17 protein-coding genes and 2 tRNA genes are annotated in these 18,726 nt (G+C 70.4%); 8 read left to right on the top strand and 11 right to left on the bottom strand.

The window, feature by feature from the left end; genetic code table 11:
* The first annotated feature begins 4 nt into the window (after nucleotides 1-4).
* The 5 genes from B0B14_RS06655 (at nucleotide 5) to B0B14_RS06635 (ending at nucleotide 4,848) form a co-directional block, all read left to right on the top strand.
* Nucleotides 5-1,228: a PucR family transcriptional regulator gene (locus tag B0B14_RS06655; protein WP_076680654.1), complete on the top strand. Its 1,224-nt coding sequence runs from the start codon at nucleotides 5-7 to the stop codon at nucleotides 1,226-1,228.
* Nucleotides 1,229-1,313: 85 nt separating this feature from the next.
* Nucleotides 1,314-2,225, top strand: a complete 912-nt coding sequence (locus B0B14_RS06650; protein WP_076680653.1) for an ACP S-malonyltransferase — start codon at nucleotides 1,314-1,316, stop codon at nucleotides 2,223-2,225.
* On the top strand, nucleotides 2,222-3,223 hold the full coding sequence (locus B0B14_RS06645) for a beta-ketoacyl-ACP synthase III (protein WP_076680652.1): 1,002 nt from the start codon (nucleotides 2,222-2,224) through the stop codon (nucleotides 3,221-3,223). The genes B0B14_RS06650 and B0B14_RS06645 overlap by 4 nt, the downstream gene beginning before the upstream one ends.
* Before the next feature lie 74 nt (nucleotides 3,224-3,297).
* A complete protein-coding gene (locus tag B0B14_RS06640) occupies nucleotides 3,298-3,546 on the top strand; it encodes an acyl carrier protein (protein ID WP_076680651.1) in 249 nt (82 codons plus the stop codon).
* 63 nt (nucleotides 3,547-3,609) lie between these two features.
* Nucleotides 3,610-4,848 (top strand): beta-ketoacyl-[acyl-carrier-protein] synthase family protein, encoded by a 1,239-nt coding sequence (locus tag B0B14_RS06635; RefSeq protein WP_076680650.1) that lies wholly within the window; start codon nucleotides 3,610-3,612, stop codon nucleotides 4,846-4,848.
* A 199-nt stretch (nucleotides 4,849-5,047) separates the two neighbouring features.
* On the opposite strand, the gene B0B14_RS06630 is transcribed toward B0B14_RS06635, so the two are convergent.
* From B0B14_RS06630 to B0B14_RS06620, 3 genes are all read right to left on the bottom strand, one after another.
* Nucleotides 5,048-5,551, bottom strand: a complete 504-nt coding sequence (locus B0B14_RS06630) for a DUF3145 domain-containing protein (protein ID WP_076680649.1) — start codon at nucleotides 5,549-5,551, stop codon at nucleotides 5,048-5,050.
* Nucleotides 5,552-5,687: 136 nt separating this feature from the next.
* On the bottom strand, nucleotides 5,688-6,593 hold the full coding sequence (locus B0B14_RS06625; RefSeq protein WP_076680648.1) for a hypothetical protein: 906 nt from the start codon (nucleotides 6,591-6,593) through the stop codon (nucleotides 5,688-5,690).
* 19 nt (nucleotides 6,594-6,612) lie between these two features.
* Nucleotides 6,613-6,686: transfer RNA gene (locus B0B14_RS06620), tRNA-Ile, on the bottom strand.
* Between the two features lie 46 nt (nucleotides 6,687-6,732).
* On the opposite strand from B0B14_RS06620, the gene B0B14_RS06615 reads away from it, so the two are divergent.
* Nucleotides 6,733-7,023 carry a YtxH domain-containing protein gene (locus tag B0B14_RS06615; RefSeq protein ID WP_076680647.1) on the top strand — a complete coding sequence of 97 codons (291 nt, stop codon included), beginning with the start codon at nucleotides 6,733-6,735 and terminating at the stop codon, nucleotides 7,021-7,023.
* On the opposite strand, the gene B0B14_RS06610 is transcribed toward B0B14_RS06615, so the two are convergent.
* Nucleotides 7,014-8,117 (bottom strand): DMT family transporter, encoded by a 1,104-nt coding sequence (locus B0B14_RS06610; RefSeq protein ID WP_076680646.1) that lies wholly within the window; start codon nucleotides 8,115-8,117, stop codon nucleotides 7,014-7,016. The genes B0B14_RS06615 and B0B14_RS06610 overlap by 10 nt on opposite strands.
* A 42-nt stretch (nucleotides 8,118-8,159) precedes the next feature.
* On the opposite strand from B0B14_RS06610, the gene def reads away from it, so the two are divergent.
* Nucleotides 8,160-8,726 carry a peptide deformylase gene (gene def, locus B0B14_RS06605; protein WP_076680645.1) on the top strand — a complete coding sequence of 189 codons (567 nt, stop codon included), beginning with the start codon at nucleotides 8,160-8,162 and terminating at the stop codon, nucleotides 8,724-8,726.
* Nucleotides 8,727-8,792: 66 nt separating this feature from the next.
* Here def and B0B14_RS06600 read toward each other — a convergent pair.
* From B0B14_RS06600 to dusB, 5 genes are all read right to left on the bottom strand, one after another.
* Nucleotides 8,793-8,865 (bottom strand) — tRNA-Asn (locus B0B14_RS06600).
* 66 nt (nucleotides 8,866-8,931) lie between these two features.
* Nucleotides 8,932-9,720: an ATP-binding cassette domain-containing protein gene (locus tag B0B14_RS06595; protein ID WP_076680644.1), complete on the bottom strand. Its 789-nt coding sequence runs from the start codon at nucleotides 9,718-9,720 to the stop codon at nucleotides 8,932-8,934.
* A 48-nt stretch (nucleotides 9,721-9,768) separates the two neighbouring features.
* Nucleotides 9,769-11,616, bottom strand: coding sequence for a DNA primase (gene dnaG, locus B0B14_RS06590; protein ID WP_076680643.1), 1,848 nt, complete (start codon nucleotides 11,614-11,616; stop codon nucleotides 9,769-9,771).
* Complete coding sequence (locus tag B0B14_RS06585) at nucleotides 11,616-12,986, bottom strand: deoxyguanosinetriphosphate triphosphohydrolase (protein WP_076680642.1); 1,371 nt, start codon at nucleotides 12,984-12,986, stop codon at nucleotides 11,616-11,618. Before B0B14_RS06585 ends, dnaG begins: the two co-directional genes overlap by 1 nt.
* Nucleotides 12,979-14,145, bottom strand: a complete 1,167-nt coding sequence (gene dusB, locus B0B14_RS06580; RefSeq protein ID WP_076680641.1) for a tRNA dihydrouridine synthase DusB — start codon at nucleotides 14,143-14,145, stop codon at nucleotides 12,979-12,981. The genes B0B14_RS06585 and dusB overlap by 8 nt, the downstream gene beginning before the upstream one ends.
* Nucleotides 14,146-14,205: 60 nt before the next feature.
* On the opposite strand from dusB, the gene B0B14_RS06575 reads away from it, so the two are divergent.
* Nucleotides 14,206-14,712, top strand: coding sequence for a glutathione peroxidase (locus B0B14_RS06575; RefSeq protein WP_076680640.1), 507 nt, complete (start codon nucleotides 14,206-14,208; stop codon nucleotides 14,710-14,712).
* Here B0B14_RS06575 and B0B14_RS06570 read toward each other — a convergent pair.
* Nucleotides 14,709-15,398, bottom strand: a complete 690-nt coding sequence (locus B0B14_RS06570) for a DsbA family oxidoreductase (RefSeq protein WP_076680639.1) — start codon at nucleotides 15,396-15,398, stop codon at nucleotides 14,709-14,711. The genes B0B14_RS06575 and B0B14_RS06570 overlap by 4 nt on opposite strands.
* A 29-nt stretch (nucleotides 15,399-15,427) precedes the next feature.
* Nucleotides 15,428-18,724, bottom strand: a complete 3,297-nt coding sequence (locus B0B14_RS06565) for a DUF7507 domain-containing protein (protein WP_083710380.1) — start codon at nucleotides 18,722-18,724, stop codon at nucleotides 15,428-15,430.
* Between the last annotated feature and the right edge of the window lie 2 nt (nucleotides 18,725-18,726).

The following is an 18,726-nucleotide window of genomic DNA, read 5'->3' as shown; positions in this document are numbered from 1 at the left end:
GCGGATGGCGGACAGCTCGACGCCGAGCGACAAGGCCGAGAAGCTCGCGTGGCTGCGACGCATCTCGGGCGATCTCGCGACGGCCACGATCAACCGGCTCGAGGAGTCGCTCCCCTGGTACGCCGACATGCCGCCTGCGCGCCGCTCCGCTGTGGGGCTGGTCGCGCAGGCGGGCATCTCGTCGTTCATCCAGTGGTACGACGACCCGCAGTCGACGCCGTGGATCGCCGCAGACGTCTTCCTCGCCGCGCCGCGCGAACTGCTGCGCAGCGTGAGTCTGCAGCAGACGCTGCAGTTGATCCGCGCCACCGTGGAGGTGACGGAGGAGCGGCTCGCCGGCAAGGGCGAAGACCTGCGTGAGGCGATCCTGCTGTACTCGCGCGAGGTCGCCTTCGCCGCCGCTGACGTGTACGCCCGCGCCGCTGAGGCGCGAGGACTCTGGGATGCTCGGCTCGAGGCGCTCGTGGTCGACTCGATCCTCACGGGCGAGGCGGATGACGAGCTCCCCAGCCGCATCGCCGCGCTCGGCTGGCACGGCCACGGCGAGGTCGCCGTGCTCGTGGGCACCACTCCGCCCCAGTTCGACGTCGATCAGCTGCGCCGCACGGCGCGCAAGCTCGGCGTCGACGTGCTGATCGGCGTCCAGGGCTCACGACTCGTGCTGGTGATCGGTCGGGCCGATCTGTCTTCGCGCACCGAGGAGCCGCTCACCGAGATCCCCTTCATCGAGATCGCGCGGCGGCTCGAGCCCGGCTTCGGCCAGGGGTATCTCGTCCTCGGACCGCCCGTCCCGGCGCTCGTGGACGCCGGTCAGAGCGCCCGCGCGGCTCTGGCGGGCTTCGCGGTGGCCAAGGCCTGGCGCCATGCCCCCCGACCCGTGGAAGCCGACGATCTGCTTCCCGAGCGCGCACTGGCGGGCGATCCGCTGGCGAAGGTCACGCTCGTGGAGCGCATCTTCCGGCCGCTCCAGGCTCACAGCACCGATCTCGTGGCGACGCTGTGGAGCTACCTCGACAACGGGCGGTCGCTCGAGGCGACGGCCCGTGAGCTGTTCGTGCATCCCAATACTGTGCGCTACCGCCTGAAGCGCGTGTCGGAGGTCATCGGATGGGATGCCACCGGCCCTCGGGAAGCGCTGATCCTGCAGACGGCGCTCATCCTCGGATCCATCGGCACGGAGGCCACTCGACGCCGTCCTGCCGCCGGGTCCCGCCGCGGCGGGCCGTGAGTCTGTACGCCGCGCACAAAGCATCCGCGCATTCTTGTGCCGTGATCGCCAGATCGATGCACGCAATCCTTGGGAGGATGGTCAGATGATCATTTCGGTCTTCCCCGGACAGGGCTCGCAGTCCCCCGGGTTCCTCGTTCCGTGGCTGGAGCTCGACGGCGCGGCCGATCGACTCGCCGCCTACTCGGAGTGGTCTGGTGTCGATCTCGTCGCCGCGGGGACGGAGTGGGACGCCGACCGCATCCGTGACACGCAGGTCGCTCAGCCGCTCATCGTCGCGGCGTCGCTGCTGTCGTGGAATGCCCTGACCGACCGCTCCGCAGTGGCGGGCGTCGCGGGTCACTCCGTGGGCGAGTTCGCGGCCGCTGCGGCGGCGGGCGTCCTCTCCGAGGAGGATGCCCTGCGCCTCGTCGGAATCCGCGGGCGCGCGATGGCCGAGGCGGCCGCCGTCGAGAAGACCGGAATGAGCGCCGTCATCGGCGGTGACGAAGCCGCCGTCGTGGCGCGGCTCGCCGAGCTCGACCTCACTCCCGCCAACTACAACGGCGGAGGCCAGCTCGTGGCGGCCGGCTCACTCGACGCCCTGGCTGCTCTCGCCGCCGAGCCCGTCCCAGGCACCCGCGTCATCCCGCTGCAGGTCGCGGGCGCGTTCCACACGCGCTACATGGCACCCGCCGTCGAGGAGCTGCGTGCCGCCGCGGCAGCCGTCGACGTTTCGGACCCCGGCGTCTCGCTCTGGTCCAACCGCGACGGCTCGCCGGTCGATTCGGGCGCCGCGTTCCGCGACCTCCTCGTCGACCAGGTCGCCTCACCCGTGCGATGGGACCTGTGCATGGCCTCCTTCGCCGAGGCCGGTGCGACGGGCATCGTCGAACTCGCGCCCGCCGGCACGCTCGTGGGGCTCGCCAAGCGCGCGCTGCGCGGCATCCCGTCGGTCGCCGTCAAAACCCCTGCAGACCTCGTGCCTGCCGCCGACCTGATCGGAGCATCCGCATGACCGCCCCCCTGACGCAGCGCACCGGTGCCGCGCACGCACGCATCTACTCGTACGGCGCGGCGCGAGGCGAGAACTTCGTGCCCAACGACGATCTCGTCGGCCCGATCGACTCGAGCGACGAGTGGATCCGCCAGCGCACCGGCATCGTCACGCGCGTGCGGGCGAACAAGGACACGAGCGCGATCGATCTGGCGACGGATGCCGCACGCGAGGCGATCGAGCGCTCCGGCGTCCCCGCCGATCAGATCGACACGGTCATCGTCGCGACGATCTCCAACCCGAAGCAGACCCCCTCGGTCGCCGCCATCGTGGCCGACCGGGTGGGCGCCAATCCCGCTGCCGCCTACGACATGAACGCCGCGTGCGCCGGATTCGCCTACGGCGTCGCGCAGGCCGATGCGCTCATCCGCAGCGGCGCCGCGACGCACGTCGTCGTCGTCGGTGCGGAGAAGCTCAGCGACGTCGTCGACCCCACCGATCGCAGCATCTCGTTCCTGCTCGGCGACGGGGCGGGCGCGGTCGTCGTCGGCCCGAGCGACACGCCCGGCATCGGACCCACCGTGTGGGGCTCCGACGGCTCGAAGGCCGACGCCGTGGGCATGAACGCCACCCTCACCCAGTTCCGCGACGGCGAAGCGCCGTGGCCGACGCTCCGCCAGGAGGGACCCACCGTGTTCCGGTGGGCCGTCTGGGAGATGGTGAAGGTCGCGCGGCAGGCGCTGGAGGCCGCGGGGGTCGAGGCATCCGATCTCGCCGCGTTCATCCCCCACCAGGCCAACATGCGCATCATCGACGAGTTCGCCAAGCAGCTGGGGCTCCCCGACACCGTCGTGATCGGGCGCGACATCGAGACCACCGGCAACACGTCGGCGGCGTCGGTGCCCCTCGCCGCCCACCGCCTGCTCGAGGAGCACCCCGAGCTCAGCGGCGGACTCGCGCTCCAGATCGGCTTCGGCGCGGGCCTCGTGTACGCGGCACAGGTCGTCGTCCTCCCCTGACGCGCACCACCCCGGTTCTAGACTTATCGCGACCCGGCCGGGTCGCGGGATACCCCGAAAGACAGGAGAAACCCATGGCATTCACGAACGACGAGGTCCTCGCAGGACTCGCCGAACTCATCACCGACGAGACGGGCATCTCGGCCGACGAGGTCGCGATGGAGAAGTCCTTCACCGACGACCTCGACATCGACTCGATCTCGATGATGACGATCGTCGTGAACGCGGAAGAGAAGTTCGGCGTCACGATCCCCGACGACGAGGTCAAGAACCTCAAGCTCGTCGGCGACGCCGTCACGTTCATCACGTCGAACCAGGCGTAGTACCCGCTCCGGCAGGGACGCGCCGCCAGGACGTCCCTGCCGGGTCAACAGAGGATCCACCACATGTCAACGCCCCGCATCGTCGTCACCGGCATCGGCGCGACGTCGCCCATCGGCGGCACCGCCCCCGACAGCTGGACCGCTCTCCTCGCCGGGACGTCCGGCGCCCGCACGCTCGAGCACGACTGGGTCGAGAAGTACCAGCTTCCCGTCACCTTCGCCGCCGAAGCCCTGGTGCGTCCGGAGACGGTCCTCGAGCGCCCGATCGCGAAGCGGCTCGACCCGTCGTCGCAGCTCGCCCTCGTGGCGGCACAGGAGGCCTGGACCGACGCCGGCAGCCCCGAGGTCGACCCCGAGCGCCTCGGTGTCGACTTCGCCACCGGCATCGGCGGCGTCTGGACGCTGCTCGATGCCTGGGACACGCTTCGCGAGAAGGGACCGCGTCGCGTCATGCCGATGACGGTGCCCATGCTCATGCCGAATGCCGCAGCCGGCAACCTCTCCCTCCACTTCGGTGCGCGCGCTTTCGCCCGCACCGTGGCCAGCGCGTGCGCGTCGAGCACGGAGTCGATCGTCAACGCGGTGGAGCACCTGCGCTCCGGCCTCGCCGACATCGTCATCGCCGGCGGCACCGAAGCGGCCATCCACCCCATCACGATCGCGTCGTTCGCGTCGATGCAGGCCCTTTCCCGCCGCAACGACGATCCCGCGCACGCGTCGCGCCCCGGCAGTATCGACCGTGACGGCTTCGTCATGGGCGAAGGCGCCGGCGTGCTGATCCTCGAGACCGAGGAGCACGCGAAGGCGCGCGGAGCGAAGATCTACGCCGAGGTCCTCGGTGGCGGCGTCACGGCCGATTCGTACCACATCACCGCCAACGATCCCGAGGGCACCGGTGCCGCACGCGCCGTGCGCATGGCCCTGCAGATGGCGGATGCCTCGCCCGACGACGTCACGCACGTCAACGCGCACGCGACGTCGACCCCGGTCGGCGACCCCAACGAGTACACCGCACTGCACAGCGTCTTCGGCGACCGGATCGACGACATCCCGGTCTCCGCCACGAAGGCGTCGACGGGTCACCTCCTGGGCGGCACGGGTGCGCTCGAGGCGATCTTCACGATCTACGCGATCCGCGACCGCATCGCTCCGCCGACGATCAACATCACGACGCAGGACCCCGAGGTTCCCTTCCGGCTCTCGGGCGAGACGCAGGACCTGGGCGCGGGGCAGCAGCTCGCGATCAGCAACTCGTTCGGCTTCGGCGGGCACAACGCCGTCGTCGCGTTCGCGTCGGTCTGACCCTCCGCCATCACCGAAGACGCCATCACCGAAGACGCCCCCGGGGAGACCCGGGGGCGTCTTCGCTTCGCAGACGGGGATTCGCTTTCCCGGCTTCCGGGACGATCGTCTCCGACGTCCGGTAGTCGCGCCTCGTGCCGCTGCGTGTGTGGAGTTGTGCGACCGACCATCGGCTCCGGCCGCTGAGCCTGTCGAAGGGTCAGCCGACCTTGTGCAGCCAGACGACGGACGCGTCGTCACTCGCGTGCCGGAAAGGCTCCAGTTCTTCGTCCCAGGCTGCGCCGAGGGCGATCTGCAGTTCGCGCTGGAGCTCGAACGTGTCGCCGGCGGCGACCTCCATGGCGTATCGGATGCGGTCTTCGCCGATCACGACGTTGCCGGCGGTGTCGGTCTGCGCGTAGTGGATGCCGAGGCCCGGGGTGTGCAGCCAGCGTCCGCCGTCGCTGCGCGGAGTCGGGTCTTCGGTCACTTCGAACCGCAGGTGCTCCCACCCGCGGATCGATGTCGTGAGGGCGGCGCCGGTGCCGGCCGGACCTTCCCAGTAGAACTCGGCGCGGCGGCTGCCGGCGAGCACGGGCTGGTCGTCCCAGTCGAAGTTGACGGCACGCCCGAGGGCGCGACCGACCGCCCACTCGAGGTGGGGGCACAATGCCCGCGGCGCCGAGTGAATGTAGATCACCCCGCGCGCTGATGGTGTCGCCATTCGTCTCTCCGTTCGTTTCAGGTGCGTCTTCCCCAACGACCTGTCACACGGAGTACGTGGCGTGCTGTTCTGTTGTGCTCCGGCCATTATCGCCCAGAGAGGTCCGGAATCACAAGCGTGTCATTCCGGGCCGGAGTCACCCCTGCGGGTATGCGCGACTCCCGGGAGTGGGCTGGCCCGTGTGGTAGGCCTGCCAATCGGGCGTGCCGTCGGGCAGGATCGGCAGCGGCACCGGGGTGCCGTAGTAGGTCGGCCAGGCCGGAGCCTGGGGTGCGTACCCCGTGGGCGCGTAGCCCGGCTGAGGCGGATACGACGCGGGGGCCTGTGCGGGCGGCGACGACGGCATCTGCTGCGCGGTGTGCGGTGCGCCCTGGCCCGGGTAGGCGGCGGGAGCCGTCGACTCGCCGGCATGGCCCGTGGCGGATGCCTCCGGCCTGCGCGGTCGGACGATCGCCCGCACGAGCGGGCTGATGACCGTAGCCACGGTCCCGATGATGGCGAGAGCCACGACGATGCGCCAATAGGTGTCGCCGAACAGATCGTCGGGCCGCACGAGCAGCGGGATCACGATCATCACGGCCACGGCCGCGGCGCACACGGTCGCCACGACCGCCGACATCGCGATGGCAGGCGACGGATCACGCCAGAACGCGCGGCCCATCAGCGTGATGTGCAGGACGGCGAGCTGGATCACGACGATCGAGACGATCGTCAGCGGCACGAGGAAGATCGTGTCGCCGATGTCGGTGCGATAGTCCCACGAATTGAAGAGGGCGATGAAGGCCGAGGCGACCCATCCACCCACCCTCAGCGGAAGCACCCAGCTCTCGCGGTACTGCACCCGTGTCTCGGCCAGCACGATCAGCGCGAAGGCCGTGAGGATCAGCACCGTCCACAGCGCGCGGGCGACGATGTCGCCCTGTTCGCCGAACACCACGAAGCCCGCACTCACCAGCGCGGCGGCCGCGAGGCCCCCGACGATGATGAAGAGCAGTGCGCGCTTGCCGCGACTGAGCCCCGCCCCCTGCTGCGAATCGGTCATCTGCCATCTCCTCGTTGTGTAGGGCGGGTGGGACTTGAACCCACGATCGTCGGGTTATGAGCCCGCTGCCTTGACCAGCTTGGCCACCGCCCCCATCGGATCCGAGCCTACCGTCAGGCTCGCGTGGCACCATCGAGGCGTGGACGTCTTCGCGTGGATCGTGCTCGCCGCGGCGGTCGGCGCCGGCATCGTCGGCATCCTCATCGCTCCGCGGCTGAAGCGCCACGAGCTGCGGCGTCGGCTCGAGGGCGGTGGCGGTGCGCTGGGAGGGATCGGCGCCGGGTTCGACTCGGTCTGGCGGCCCTCCGCCGAAGACGCGCACGCGCACTGGGAGGCGCAGGTGGAGCTCCCTGCTCCTGCGCCGGTCGCCGGTGGCGTCGGCCGCCTCGAGGACTGCCGGATCGTCATCCGGGTCGATCCTCAGGACTGAGGCGGATTCTTCCGAGTGCGCGGCTCGTCGTCGACGGGCGGGTTGGGCCAGACCTTCGCGACGGCCTCCGTGATGCGCACCGACCCGGTCTTGGGGTGGGCCGGGTCGACGGGTCCGCCGCTCCCCCGCTGGATCGGAAGCTCCTGGCTGTGGCTGACCACCTGCGGGTGATTCCGTGCGAGGTCGAAGACGCCGAGCACGGCGATGATCCCGGCGACGCCGAAGCCGATGTAGGCCCACAGCGGGGCGGACGCCGCCTCGCCGAGAACGGTGAGACCGATGACGATGGCGACGATCGGATCGATGACGGTGAGGCCGGCGATCACGAGGTCGGGCGGACCGGACGAGTACGCGGACTGCACGAAGTACGCGCCGATGCCGGTCACGGCCAGGAGCGCGACGATGCAGACCACGGTGAGCCACTCGAAGTCGCCCGATTGGATGCGGCTGATGACGACCTTCGCGAGCGTCGCGACGAAGCCGTACATGACGCCCGCGCCGAGGATGTAGAAGAGGGCGCTCATCCGCTGGCGCAGCCAGATCCACAGGCCCGCGAAGGCGATCGTGACGGCGGCGAGGATCAGGAGGATCGTGATGAGCTGCTGGTCGGAGACCGGTTCGTCGGTCGCCACGAGTGCGGCGATCGTGACGAAGATGAAGATGCCGCCGACGCACAGGATGATGGCCCTGATCGAGCGCTTCGTGGGCTTGTGACCGCTGATCCGGGCGTTGAGCAGGGTCGTGATCACGAGTGCGATCGCCCCGAGCGGCTGCACGACGATGAGCGGCGCGAACGACAGGGCGCCGAGCTGGCATCCGATCGCGAGGGCGAGCATGACAGTGCCCGCGACCCACGACGGCCGCGTCAGGAGGCGCCCCAACTGGGCGAGCGAGAGTCCGCCCGACGCCGCTCCCCCGCTCAGCGCTTCGACCTTCGTCACACCGCGGTGCTGGTACTGCGCGCCGAACGACATGAAGATCGCGCCGAGGAGCGCGAGGGGGATGCCGATCAGCAGCGACGGATTCTCGAAGACGCCGATGAGCGCGTCTCCGACATCCCCGATGTCTTCGATTCCCGAACTGAGCCAAACCACACGTCGACACTAACCGCGGGCACGCCTCGATAGGCTCAAGGCGTGGCTGTTCTACCGATTCGCATCATGGGCGATCCCGTCCTCCACGCCCCCGCCGCTCGGGTGGATGAGATCACGGACGAGGTCCGTACGCTCGTGGCCGACATGTTCGAGACGATGGATGCCGCGCCCGGCGTGGGCCTCGCGGCACCTCAGGTCGGCGTGGGGCTGCGGATCTACACGTACTCGTACCAGGACGACGACGGCGAGCCCTGGCGTGGCGTGCTGATCAATCCCGACCTGTGGATGCGTCCGCTCGAACCGGGCGCGCCCGATCCCGACGAGGAGTCGGAGGGCTGCCTGTCCTTCCCCGGTGAGCGATTCCCCCTGCGTCGGTCGGAGGAGGTCCTCGTCACCGGAACCGATCTCGATGGGCAGCCGGTGCGCATCCAGGTGGCCGGATGGCGTGCCCGCATCATGCAGCACGAGTTCGATCACCTCGACGGCATCCTGTACCTCGACCGGCTGGACGACGCCGACTGGAAGACGACGCAGAAGATCGCCCGCAAGCGCGGGTGGGGGCGGCCGGGCAGCGCATGGACGCCCGGAATCGACGATCTCGACGCCTGACGCGGCGCGCGCCGACCCTGCGGGGAAATGAAGAACGGCCCCAGAGTGGAGTCCGGGGCCGTTCCGCTCCCCGGCTTGGACTCGAACCAAGAACCTGCCGGTTAACAGCCGGCTGCTCTGCCAATTGAGCTACCGAGGAATGCGCCCCCGCTGTGCGGAGGCAACCCGACTATCCTAGCAAAGCTTTCGGCATGCTCGCGAACACTCACGCCCCCACGAGGCGGCGATCCGCGTCACCGCTGGGCGTCCACAGCAGGTCGTCGGCGTGTCGGCCGAACGCGATCGTGTGCCCGGCCCGCAGCACGAGGACGGCGGCGCCGAGGTCGCGCGCGACATCGGTCTCGTTCGTGACGATGACCGTCGACATGCCGTAGCCGTCGCGGCGACGCAGGATCGCGGATCGCGCCGCGCGACGGACGTCGACGTCCATGTTGGCGTACGGATCGTCGGCGACGAGGAGCTTGGGATCGAGCACGAGGGCGCGCGCGAACGCGACGCGCTGGCGCATCCCTGCGCTCAGTTCGTACGGATACTTGGCGGCGGTGCCGAGCGGGAGCATCAGCTCGTCGAGGAGCGTCGCCACCCGCACGGCGAGCGCCCGCTGATTCACATGGCGATCGCGGCTGAGGATGGGCTCGCCGATCACGTCGCCGACGGTGAGGCGGGCGGGGAGGGTCTTCCCCGCGCTCTGGGACAGGTACCCGGTGACGTACGTGTGCACGCGGCGGGCGCGTCCGGGTCGACGCAGCGAGACCCCTTCGACCTCGGCGCTTCCGCCGACGATCGAGAGTCCGAGCTCCTCCGAGCCTGCCAGCACCGCCGCGAGGCTGGACTTGCCGGCCCCCGTGGGCCCCATGATCGCGAGGGCGGCCGCGTGGGGAAGGACGAACGTCACGCCGTCGACGACCCGGCCGTCACCTCCTCCGCGCGTCGCGCGGGCGATCGAGAGGTCGGTGGCGCGGATGGCGACGTCGGCGTCTCGGCGGTGGGGCATGTCTTCATCCTGCCTGGCGCGAGCGGATGACGCCACTGCGCGCACGGATCACTGCTCGATGACGAGTCGCTGGCGTTGGAGGTCGATCTCACGCAATCGCACCCGGATGCTGCGCCCCTGTTCCGAGTCCGCGGGAACGCGCTGGATGGCGCCGAGCAGCTCGTTCTTCTCCCCGTCGAGGGAGCGGACGACGAGGCGTCGAGCGAGACCGGTGGCGGATGCCACGGCATGATCGTCGTCGCGCGCCGGGAAGTCGGCCGTGAGCAGTTCGGCGGCGAGGGAGCGATAGGGCTCGCGCACGGAGTTCACGGCATCGGCGGCCCAGCCCACCCTGGTGAGGTCGGGGGTCGCGGCCACCGCCTGCCGCACGGCCTCCAGGGCAGGATGGCGCAGCGGGATGCCCAGCGCGGCGGCGCGGAGTTCTGGGTCGAGCCGATGCCCGAACTGGAGGAAGCCCATCAGCGCGTCGCGCTCGAGCGCGACGTCCGGGGTCTTCGGGAGGGAGGAGACCGTCACGCGGACGACGGGTTCGGGCGCATCGGGTTCGGCACGCTGCGGAGTGCGCTGCGGAGCCCGCTCCCCCCGCGCCGCCCGTTCGACCTCGCGACGCACGTCCTCCGTGTCGAGCCCGAGCCGCCGCGCGAGCACGCGGACGTACTCGGGCTGAAGGAGCGGGTCGCGCAGCTCCGCCACGACCGGGGCGGCCGCGCGCAGAGCGCCGATGCGGCCCTCGACGGAGGCGAGGTCGAAGCCGGAGATGCGCTGGTCGATGACGAACTCGACCATCGGCACCTTGTTCTGCACGAGGGAGCGCACAGCGGCGTCCCCCCGCTCGAGACGGAGGTCGCAGGGGTCGAGCCCTTCCGGGCCCTTCGCGACGTAGGTCTGGGCGTTGAACCGCTTGGCCTCGGCGAAGGCGCGCAGCGCCGCCTTCTGACCCGCGGCATCCGGGTCGAACGTGAAGACCACCTCTCCCGCCGTCGTGTCGTCGCCCATCACGCGTCGCAGCACCGTGATGTGGTCGGAGCCGAACGCCGTGCCGCACGTGGCGACGGCCGTCGTGACCCCCGCGAGGTGGCACGCCATGACGTCGGTGTAGCCCTCGACGACGATGACCCGGTGCTCGCGGGAGATGTCGCGCTTGGACAGGTCGAGGCCGTAGAGCACCTGCGCCTTCTTGTACAGCGGCGTCTCGGGGGTGTTGAGGTACTTGGGCCCCTGATCGTCGTCGTAGAGCTTGCGCGCACCGAAGCCGATCACCTGCCCGGTGACGTCGCGGATCGGCCAGACGGCGCGGCCGCGGAAACGGTCGTAGACGCCGCGCTGACCCTGCGAGACGAGGCCGGCGGTCGTGAGCTCTTCGCGGGAGAACTTCTGCGCCGTGAGGTGGTCGAGAAGGTGCGACCAGCCCTTCGGTGCGTATCCGACGCCGAAGTGGGCCGCGGCGCCCGCGTCGAACCCCCGGTCGCCGAGGAAGCGGCGTGCAGCGTCGGCCTCGGGCGTCATCAGCTGCGCCCGGAAGTACTCGGCGGCCGCGGCGTTCGCGGCGTAGAGGCGCGTGCGCCCGGTGTTCTCCGGCGCCGCTCCCCCGTCTTCGTAGTGCAGGGTGTAGCCGATCTTGCCGGCGAGACGCTCGACGGCCTCCGTGAACGACACGTGGTCCATATTGCGCAGGAAGGAGTAGACGTCGCCGGACTCGCCGCATCCGAAGCAGTGGTAGAAGCCCGCCTGCGGGCGCACGTTGAAGCTCGGGCTGCGCTCATCGTGGAACGGGCACAGACCCTTCATCGCACCGACCCCGGCGGGCTTCAGCGCGACCCGCTCGCCGATGATGTCGGCGATGTTGGTCCGCGCCTTCACCTCGTCGACGTCGGCCTGCCGGATGCGTCCCGCCATCAGCGTCCCTCGAGCGAGCGCGCGACGCTGCGGGGCCGGGCGGGGGGCTGCGCGCCGGGGGCCCAGATCCCGAGCGACGCGGCGTCGACGTCTCCGACGAGGCGCCCGTGCCAGGAGATCGCGATCTGGTCGGTCAGGCTCGCGACCTGGTCGACCACGACGCGTCGACGCTGCTCGTCGGTCTGTGCCGACGCGAAGTCCGCGGAAGACATCGCGTCGAGCTCGCCCGGGTTCTCCCACAGGGCGCTCGCCAGGCGCTTGAGGACCTTGCGCTGCTCCTTGTAGAGCTCCTTGCGGCCGTCGATCGAGACGACGTACGCGCCGATGATGCCCTTGAGCACGGCCATCTCGGCCTCGATGACGCGCGGCACGACGACATGGGCCCGATAACGGGTCAGGGCGGGAGCGTCGTAGGACTCCCGCGTCGCGGTGGTCGCTGCGCGGGCGAACCGGCCGATGAGGTCGGATGTGAGGTTCTTCAGGCGGGCGTGGGCGGCGCGGGTGCCGTCGAACGACCCGATCCACTCCGGGAGACGCATCAGACGGTAGAGCGCGTCTTCGAGTTCGTCCCGCGCGAAGTCGTAGCCCACCCACGACTGGATGGCCGTGACGAGCGCCGAGTGCTCGGCTCCTCCGTCGAGGCGCGCGGGATCGAGGTACCCGTTGACGATCGCGTCCTCGAAGTCGTGCACCGAGTACGCGATGTCATCGGAGAGGTCCATGACCTCGGCCTCGATGCAGCGGACCCGCCCGGGTGCGCCGTCGCGCATCCAGTGGAAGACGGGCTCGTCGTCGGGGTACACGCCGAACTTCAGTCGTCCACCGGGGTCGGGCAGCGGGTGGGCTGCGGTCCACGGGTACTTGCACGTCGCGTCGAGGCTCGCGCGTGTGAGGTTGAGGCCGAAGCTCCCGCCGTCGTCGCCGACCACCTTGGGCTCCAGACGCGTCAGGATGCGCAGCGTCTGCGCGTTGCCCTCGAAGCCGCCGATGTCTTCGGCCCACTCGTTGAGGGCACGCTCGCCGTTGTGGCCGAACGGCGGATGCCCGAGGTCATGACTGAGACAGGCGGTGTCGACGACATCCGGCGAGAGGCGGAGCGCCGTCGCGAGCTCACGGCCGACCTGGGCGACCTCGAGGGAGTGCGTGAGACGGTTGCGCGCGAAGTCGGCGGGGCTCGCCGGGCTCAGCACCTGCGTCTTGGCGGCGAGGCGACGCAGGGCCGCGGAGTGCAGGACCCGCGCGCGGTCGCGGGCGAAGTCGTCGCGCTGCGAACGATGGCGCTCGGGATGCAGTCGCGCCGCGTCGGAATCGTCGTACCCGCCCGGTCGCCCCGACAGCGCGACCGCACCGACCGCGGACGGATCAGCCACCGCTGTTGTCGAGTTCTGCTTCGGCCAGGGTGGCGGATGCCGCGGCGCCGAGTTCGCGCGAATCGAGCCACCCGTCCGGAAGGGCGGGTCGCTTGGGCGTGCCGGCACGTCCGCGCTGCCCCTCGGCGGCTGCCCCGGGATACGGTGCGTCCAGGTCGAGGGCGCCGATGAGCTCGTCGATCTCGGCGAGGCTCGCGACGGTGGCGAAACGGGTGCGCAGGTCGCCGCCCACGGGGTAGCCCTTGAAGTACCACGAGGCGTGCTTGCGGATGTCCCGGCATCCGTGGTCCTCGTCGTCGAAGAAGTCGATCAGCAGCTCGGCGTGTCGGCGGAAGGCCGCCGCCACGAACCCGAGCGTCGCATCGACGGGCTCTCCGATCGCCGCATCCGGACCGCCGAGCGCGCGGGCCAGGTCGCCGAACAGCCATGGGCGGCCGAGGCATCCTCGACCCACGACGACGCCGTCGCAGCCCGTCTCGGCCATCATGCGCACGGCGTCGTCGGCAGACCAGATGTCGCCGTTGCCGAGCACCGGCACGCTCGTGACGGCCTCCTTGAGCTTCGCGATGGCCGACCAGTCGGCGTGTCCGGAGTAGAACTCGGCGGCCGTGCGCGCGTGCAGGGCCACGGCGGCGACGCCGGCCCCCTCGGCGATCCGACCGGCCTCGAGGTACGTGAGGTGGTTCGAGTCGATGCCCTTGCGCATCTTCACGGTCAGCGGAATGCCACCGGCCGCCTCGACCGCGCCGTGCACGATGTCGCTGAACAGCCCGAGCTTCCAGGGCAGCGCGGACCCGCCGCCCTTGCGGGTGACCTTGGGGACGGGGCATCCGAAGTTGAGGTCGATGTGGTCGGCGCGGTCCTCGGCGACGAGGATGCGAATGGCCTCGGAGATCGTGACGGGGTCGACGCCGTACAACTGGATCGATCGGGGCGTCTCGGACTCGTGGTGGGTGATGAGGCGCATCGTCGTGGCGTTGCGCTCCACGAGGGCGCGCGACGTGATCATCTCGCTCACGTACAGACCGGCGCCGTACTCCCGGCAGAGACGGCGGAACGCCGTGTTCGTGATGCCCGCCATCGGCGCGAGCACGACCGGCGCGTCGAGCGCGATGGGTCCGATGCGCAGCGTCTCCGCCGGTGCCGTCACAGTGGTCATTCGTCCATTCTCTCAGACCTGGCGGGCCGGGACCTCGGCCATCGGGCATACCCTGGGCGTATGAGCGATGCCGTGATCACCGACCTCCGAGCCATCCCCTTCGCCACCGCCGAAGGCGAGACCAAGACGATCTCCGACTTCAGCGACGCGGGCGTCGTCCTCGTCGTCAACGTCGCTTCCAAATGCGGGCTGGCTCCCCAGTACGAGCAGCTGGAGGAGCTCCAGAAGGCTTATGCCGACCGGGGCTTCACCGTTCTCGGGTTCCCGTGCAACCAGTTCATGGGTCAGGAGCCCGGGTCGATGGAGGAGATCCTCGACTACTGCGCCGTCAACTGGGGCATCACGTTCCCCGTGCTCGACAAGGTCAAGGTCAACGGCGGCAGCGCCGCTCCCCTCTACAAGGCTCTGAAGAAGGCGCGCGACGAGGAGGGGAAGAAGGGTCCGGTGATCTGGAACTTCGAGAAGTTCCTCCTCACCCCCGACGGCGCGGTTCACCGCTTCCGCCCGACGACCAAGCCCGACGACCCGGCCATCATTTCGGTCATCGAGCGGAATCTGCCCGCCTAGGCGGGCTCGGTCACCGACTCCTCGGCGGTCTGCCGCTCCGCCCACACCTGGCGCGCGATCTGGGTGAACGCCTCGGCGGGCTGAGCGCCCGAGACGCCGTACTTCCCGTCGATGACGAAGAACGGCACGCCGTTGATGCCGTACTCCTGCGCCTGCTGCTGGTCGGCGCGGACGGCGGCGAGGTAGCGGCTGGACTGCAGAGCGTCGCGCGCGGCGTCGGCGTCGAGCCCGACATCCGTCGCCAGAGCGACGAGCTCCTCTTCGCGCCCGAGGTGACGGCCCTCGGTGAAGTAGGCCGACATCAGGCGCTCGGCGAGCTCGGCCTGCTTGCCCTGCTCCTTCGCGAAGTGCAGCAGCTCGTGGGCCTTGACGGTGTTCGTGTGCTTCAGCAGGTCGAACCGGTAGGCGAGGCCCGCGTCGGACGCGACGCCGGTGACGCGCGCGAGCATCTGCTGCACCTGCTCGCGCGGCATGCCCTTGTGCTGCGACAGGAAGTCGAGCTCGTCGCCCTCGAAGTCGACGGGCGTGTCGGGCGAGAGCTCGAACGAGTGGAACTCGACCTCTACAACGGGCGCATCGGCGTCGGCGGATGCCGCGGCGAGCCCGTTCTCGAGATTGCGCTTCCCGATGTAGCACCAGGGGCACGCGATGTCACTCCACACGTCGATCTTGATCGCATCCGTCATGTCACGCACAACGTCCGGTGGCGGGCGTTCTATTCCCCGCGGGGCATGGATGCGCTGCGCCGCCGGGACGCGGACAGCGCCAGGGAGCCGATCACCACGGCGACGGCGGCGAGAAGCGTCCAGGGCAGCAGTCCATCGCCGTGAAGACCCGTCGCGGAGAGGCTGCCGGATGCCTCTCCGCCGGTCACCGGCGGCTCGGTCGGAGCGGGACCCGGCCCCGGGATGCGAAGGTCGACGAGGGCGAGGGAGGCATTCGAGGTCGCGACCGGGACGTCGACTGGAGCGGTCGCGCGTGCCGTCGCCGTGCTCGACAGGACGCTGCTCGACGCATCGCCGGCCGAGACCACGTAGCTCGCGGTGCAGGTCGTCGTCTCGCCGGGCGCGAGTTCGGTCGAGGGGCACGAGATCGTCGGCGGCGCACCGGACCCCGAGAAGGCGGTCTCCGCGATCATCAGGTCGGTGAGCGTCACGTTGCCCGTGTTGCCCACCAGATAGGAGAGGGAGACGGTCTGGCCGACCGCGGTGATGACCGCGGGTGTGGCGGAGTGCGACAGCGTCAGAGCCGCATCCCGGACGAGGATCGTCGTGAGCGGGACGATGGCCGACGTCGCCTCGCCGGCCGCGGACTGCGCCGTCGCCTGCACCGAGACCTCGGCGGAGCCGGAATCGATGTCGGCCTGGGTGAGCGCGTAGGTGCCGGTGCACGTCAGCAGGCCGCCCACCGGCACATCTCCCGCGGGGCACGTGATGGGGGGCGAGACGGCCCTGCCCACCAGGGGCGGACCGACGGACACGTCGGTGAGCGGGACGTTCCCGGTGTTGGCAGCCGTGTACGTGTACGTGAGGATGTCGCCGGCCATCGCGGTGACCGGACCGGCCGGGTCGACGGATCCCGTCAGCGCGACACCGGCGACGGGAACAGGGCCCGCGACGGAGTGCGTCGTCGACTGCACGGGTGTGACGACCTCCGTGCCTTCGGACGAGGTCCCTGACGCGGAGGCGCCGTTGCGCAGCGTGGAGGGGCCGAGGAGCGGCGTCACGGAGTAGGTGATGACGACCTGCTCCCCCGCAGGCAGGGAGCCGACCCACGTCAGAGCGGTCGCGGTCGTGGACAGCGTGCCCGCCGTCGCGCCGTCGATGAGGGCTGACGCGCCCCCGTCGAGCGTCGCGCCGTCGAGGACGTCCGTCAGATCGTCGACCACGGTCACGGGGTCGAGAGCGGCGCCGCCGGTGTTCGTGGCGGTGAGCGTGTACGTGAGGGTCTGCCCCTCCTCCAGGAGAGTGCCATCGGGCGGATCGGACGTCTTGCTCAGCGTGAGCGCGGCGATGCGCAGCGCGACGAGGGCCGTCGACGATGCGGACTCCGCCGTGCCGACACCCGCCGGCGCGGTCGCCCGCGCGGTCGCCGTGCTGGACAGCTCGGTCCGCGAGATGTCGGCCTCCGTCACCGTGTAGCTGGAGGTGCACGTCGTGCTCGCCGTCGGCGCCAGCTCGGTGACGGGACACGAGATGGTGGGAGGCGTCCCCGATCCGGTGAAGGCATCCTCGGTCACGGCGAGGCCGGTCAGTGTGACGTTGCCCGTGTTCGTGACGAGGAACGAGTAGGAGACGGTCTGGCCCGCGGTCGTGATCGTGGCGGGTGTCGCCGTGTGGGCGAGGGTGAGGGCCGCCGTGCGAACGACCGTCGTTGCGGCGGTCGCGGGGCCGGCCTCGACGTCGCCCCCGACGGACTCCGCGAGAGCCGACGCCGTGAGGGCGACCTCTCCCCTGTCGACGTCGGCCTGGGTCAGAGCGTACGACGCCGTGCAGGTGAGCGTGCCCGCGGGAGCGATCGGCCCGGCCGGGCACGTGATGACCGGCGCGCTTCCGCCTCCGCTCCAGGTGTCGTCGACGACGATCGGCGAGGTGAGGGCGACGTTGCCGGTGTTCGTCAGGACGAACGAGTACTGGATGGGCGTGCCGGCGGTGAGCGCCGCGGGCCCGGCCGGAGTGGCCGATCCCGTGATCGTGAGGCCGGGTGCCGCCGCGGCGATGGACGTGGATGCTGTGGCGGTGTTGTCCGCCGCGACGGGATCGTGGTCGACGACCCACAGTCGCGCGGTGTTGGCCAGCGTTTCCGCCGCCGTCGGAGCATTGCCGCGCACGACCACGGGACCGAGCGACGCGCCGGAGGCGAGCGCCACAGCCCCGGTCGTGTCGGCGGGGTCGCAGAAGAGATCGGCGGCGGGGAAGGTGGCGCCGTCGGTCCACACGATGCAGGTCGGAGGGGTGACGGAGCAGCGGATCACCTGGCGCGACACCCCTCCGATCGTCTCGGTGCCGATCGTGCACGGAATCGGCGAACTGGCGATCGACACGTTCGTCATTCCGAGCGGGACGACGTCTTCGATCTCGAAGCCGTGGGATGCGCCCGGGCCCTTGTTCGTGACGTTCAGACGCCACTCGACCTCGCTGCCCCCCACCGCCGCCGCGGGTGCGGTCTTGGTCACGGCGAGGTCGGCGGGCTGCATGACATAGGGCTGGAACTGCCAGCCGGGAGGGGTCGCGGACGTCCGGGTGCTCTGAACGGGCGCGGAGTTGCGCGTCACCATCGAGCGCCACCGCGTCTGGAACTGGACGGACTCCACGACACCCGTGATCTGGATGTAGGCGACCGTCCCGGTGCCCGCCGCAGGGGCGACGCACTCGTTGGCGGTCTGCGACATCACGGACGGATCGAAGTAGACCTCCGTGGTCGCGGCGTTGTACCGCTGCCCCGTCGGAATGGTGATCGGGACGACCTGCGAGCGGGCGAAGGCCGAGGAGCCGCTCACGGCGGTGACGGTGTGATCGGTCCACGACGTGGAGCAGTAGGTCTTGGGGTTGCCGGTCGGGAACGTGGCCACCGCGCCCCGGGACGCGATGCCGATGATCGGGTTGACCACGGCATGCGGGAAAGTGATCGTCGTGATCTTCGACGTCGCGCCGTTGCACTCGCGCAGGGTGTCGACCGGGGCGCCGTTGAGACAGTTCGTCGTCGACGCCGTCACGGTCGCCGCGGTGAACTGGCGGCGGGGAACCTGCACGCCGTCGACCGTCCACGCGGCATCCATCCCCACGGTCTGGTTCGTCCCGGCTGTGGTCACCGGACCCCAGGCCGTCGTGCCGCCGATCGTCGTGGCGGTCGCGTTCGTGCCCGATGTCGACCAGCCCGACACGGTCACGTAGCCGGTGGGCACCGCGGCCTGCGCGGGCGCGCCGGACGTCAGCAGTGCGAGGATGGCGAGGAAGACGGTCGCTGCAACTGCCGGCGCCCGTCTCGACCGCCCAGCAGGCCGAGGGAACATGG

Source organism: Microbacterium sp. RU33B, from assembly GCF_900155915.1.
Lineage (GTDB): Bacteria > Actinomycetota > Actinomycetes > Actinomycetales > Microbacteriaceae > Microbacterium.
Note: the sequence above shows the minus strand (reverse complement) of the source record. Positions and strands in the feature narration are given on the sequence as shown.

What these genes read in the sequence shown, in the direction of transcription:
- B0B14_RS06630 (WP_076680649.1), bottom strand. Translation starts at nt 5,551, where the DNA reads ATGGCGACACCATCAGCGCGCGGGGTGATCTACATTCACTCGGCGCCG.
- dnaG (WP_076680643.1), bottom strand. Translation starts at nt 11,616, where the DNA reads ATGGCGGGACGCATCCGGCAGGCCGACGTCGACGAGGTGAAGGCGCGG.
- dusB (WP_076680641.1), bottom strand. Translation starts at nt 14,145, where the DNA reads ATGACCACTGTGACGGCACCGGCGGAGACGCTGCGCATCGGACCCATC.
- B0B14_RS06595 (WP_076680644.1), bottom strand. Translation starts at nt 9,720, where the DNA reads ATGCCCCACCGCCGAGACGCCGACGTCGCCATCCGCGCCACCGACCTC.
- B0B14_RS06650 (WP_076680653.1), top strand. Translation starts at nt 1,314, where the DNA reads ATGATCATTTCGGTCTTCCCCGGACAGGGCTCGCAGTCCCCCGGGTTC.
- B0B14_RS06635 (WP_076680650.1), top strand. Translation starts at nt 3,610, where the DNA reads ATGTCAACGCCCCGCATCGTCGTCACCGGCATCGGCGCGACGTCGCCC.
- B0B14_RS06645 (WP_076680652.1), top strand. Translation starts at nt 2,222, where the DNA reads ATGACCGCCCCCCTGACGCAGCGCACCGGTGCCGCGCACGCACGCATC.
- B0B14_RS06565 (WP_083710380.1), bottom strand. Translation starts at nt 18,724, where the DNA reads ATGTTCCCTCGGCCTGCTGGGCGGTCGAGACGGGCGCCGGCAGTTGCA.
- B0B14_RS06575 (WP_076680640.1), top strand. Translation starts at nt 14,206, where the DNA reads ATGAGCGATGCCGTGATCACCGACCTCCGAGCCATCCCCTTCGCCACC.
- B0B14_RS06570 (WP_076680639.1), bottom strand. Translation starts at nt 15,398, where the DNA reads ATGACGGATGCGATCAAGATCGACGTGTGGAGTGACATCGCGTGCCCC.
- B0B14_RS06655 (WP_076680654.1), top strand. Translation starts at nt 5, where the DNA reads ATGGCGGACAGCTCGACGCCGAGCGACAAGGCCGAGAAGCTCGCGTGG.
- B0B14_RS06640 (WP_076680651.1), top strand. Translation starts at nt 3,298, where the DNA reads ATGGCATTCACGAACGACGAGGTCCTCGCAGGACTCGCCGAACTCATC.
- B0B14_RS06625 (WP_076680648.1), bottom strand. Translation starts at nt 6,593, where the DNA reads ATGACCGATTCGCAGCAGGGGGCGGGGCTCAGTCGCGGCAAGCGCGCA.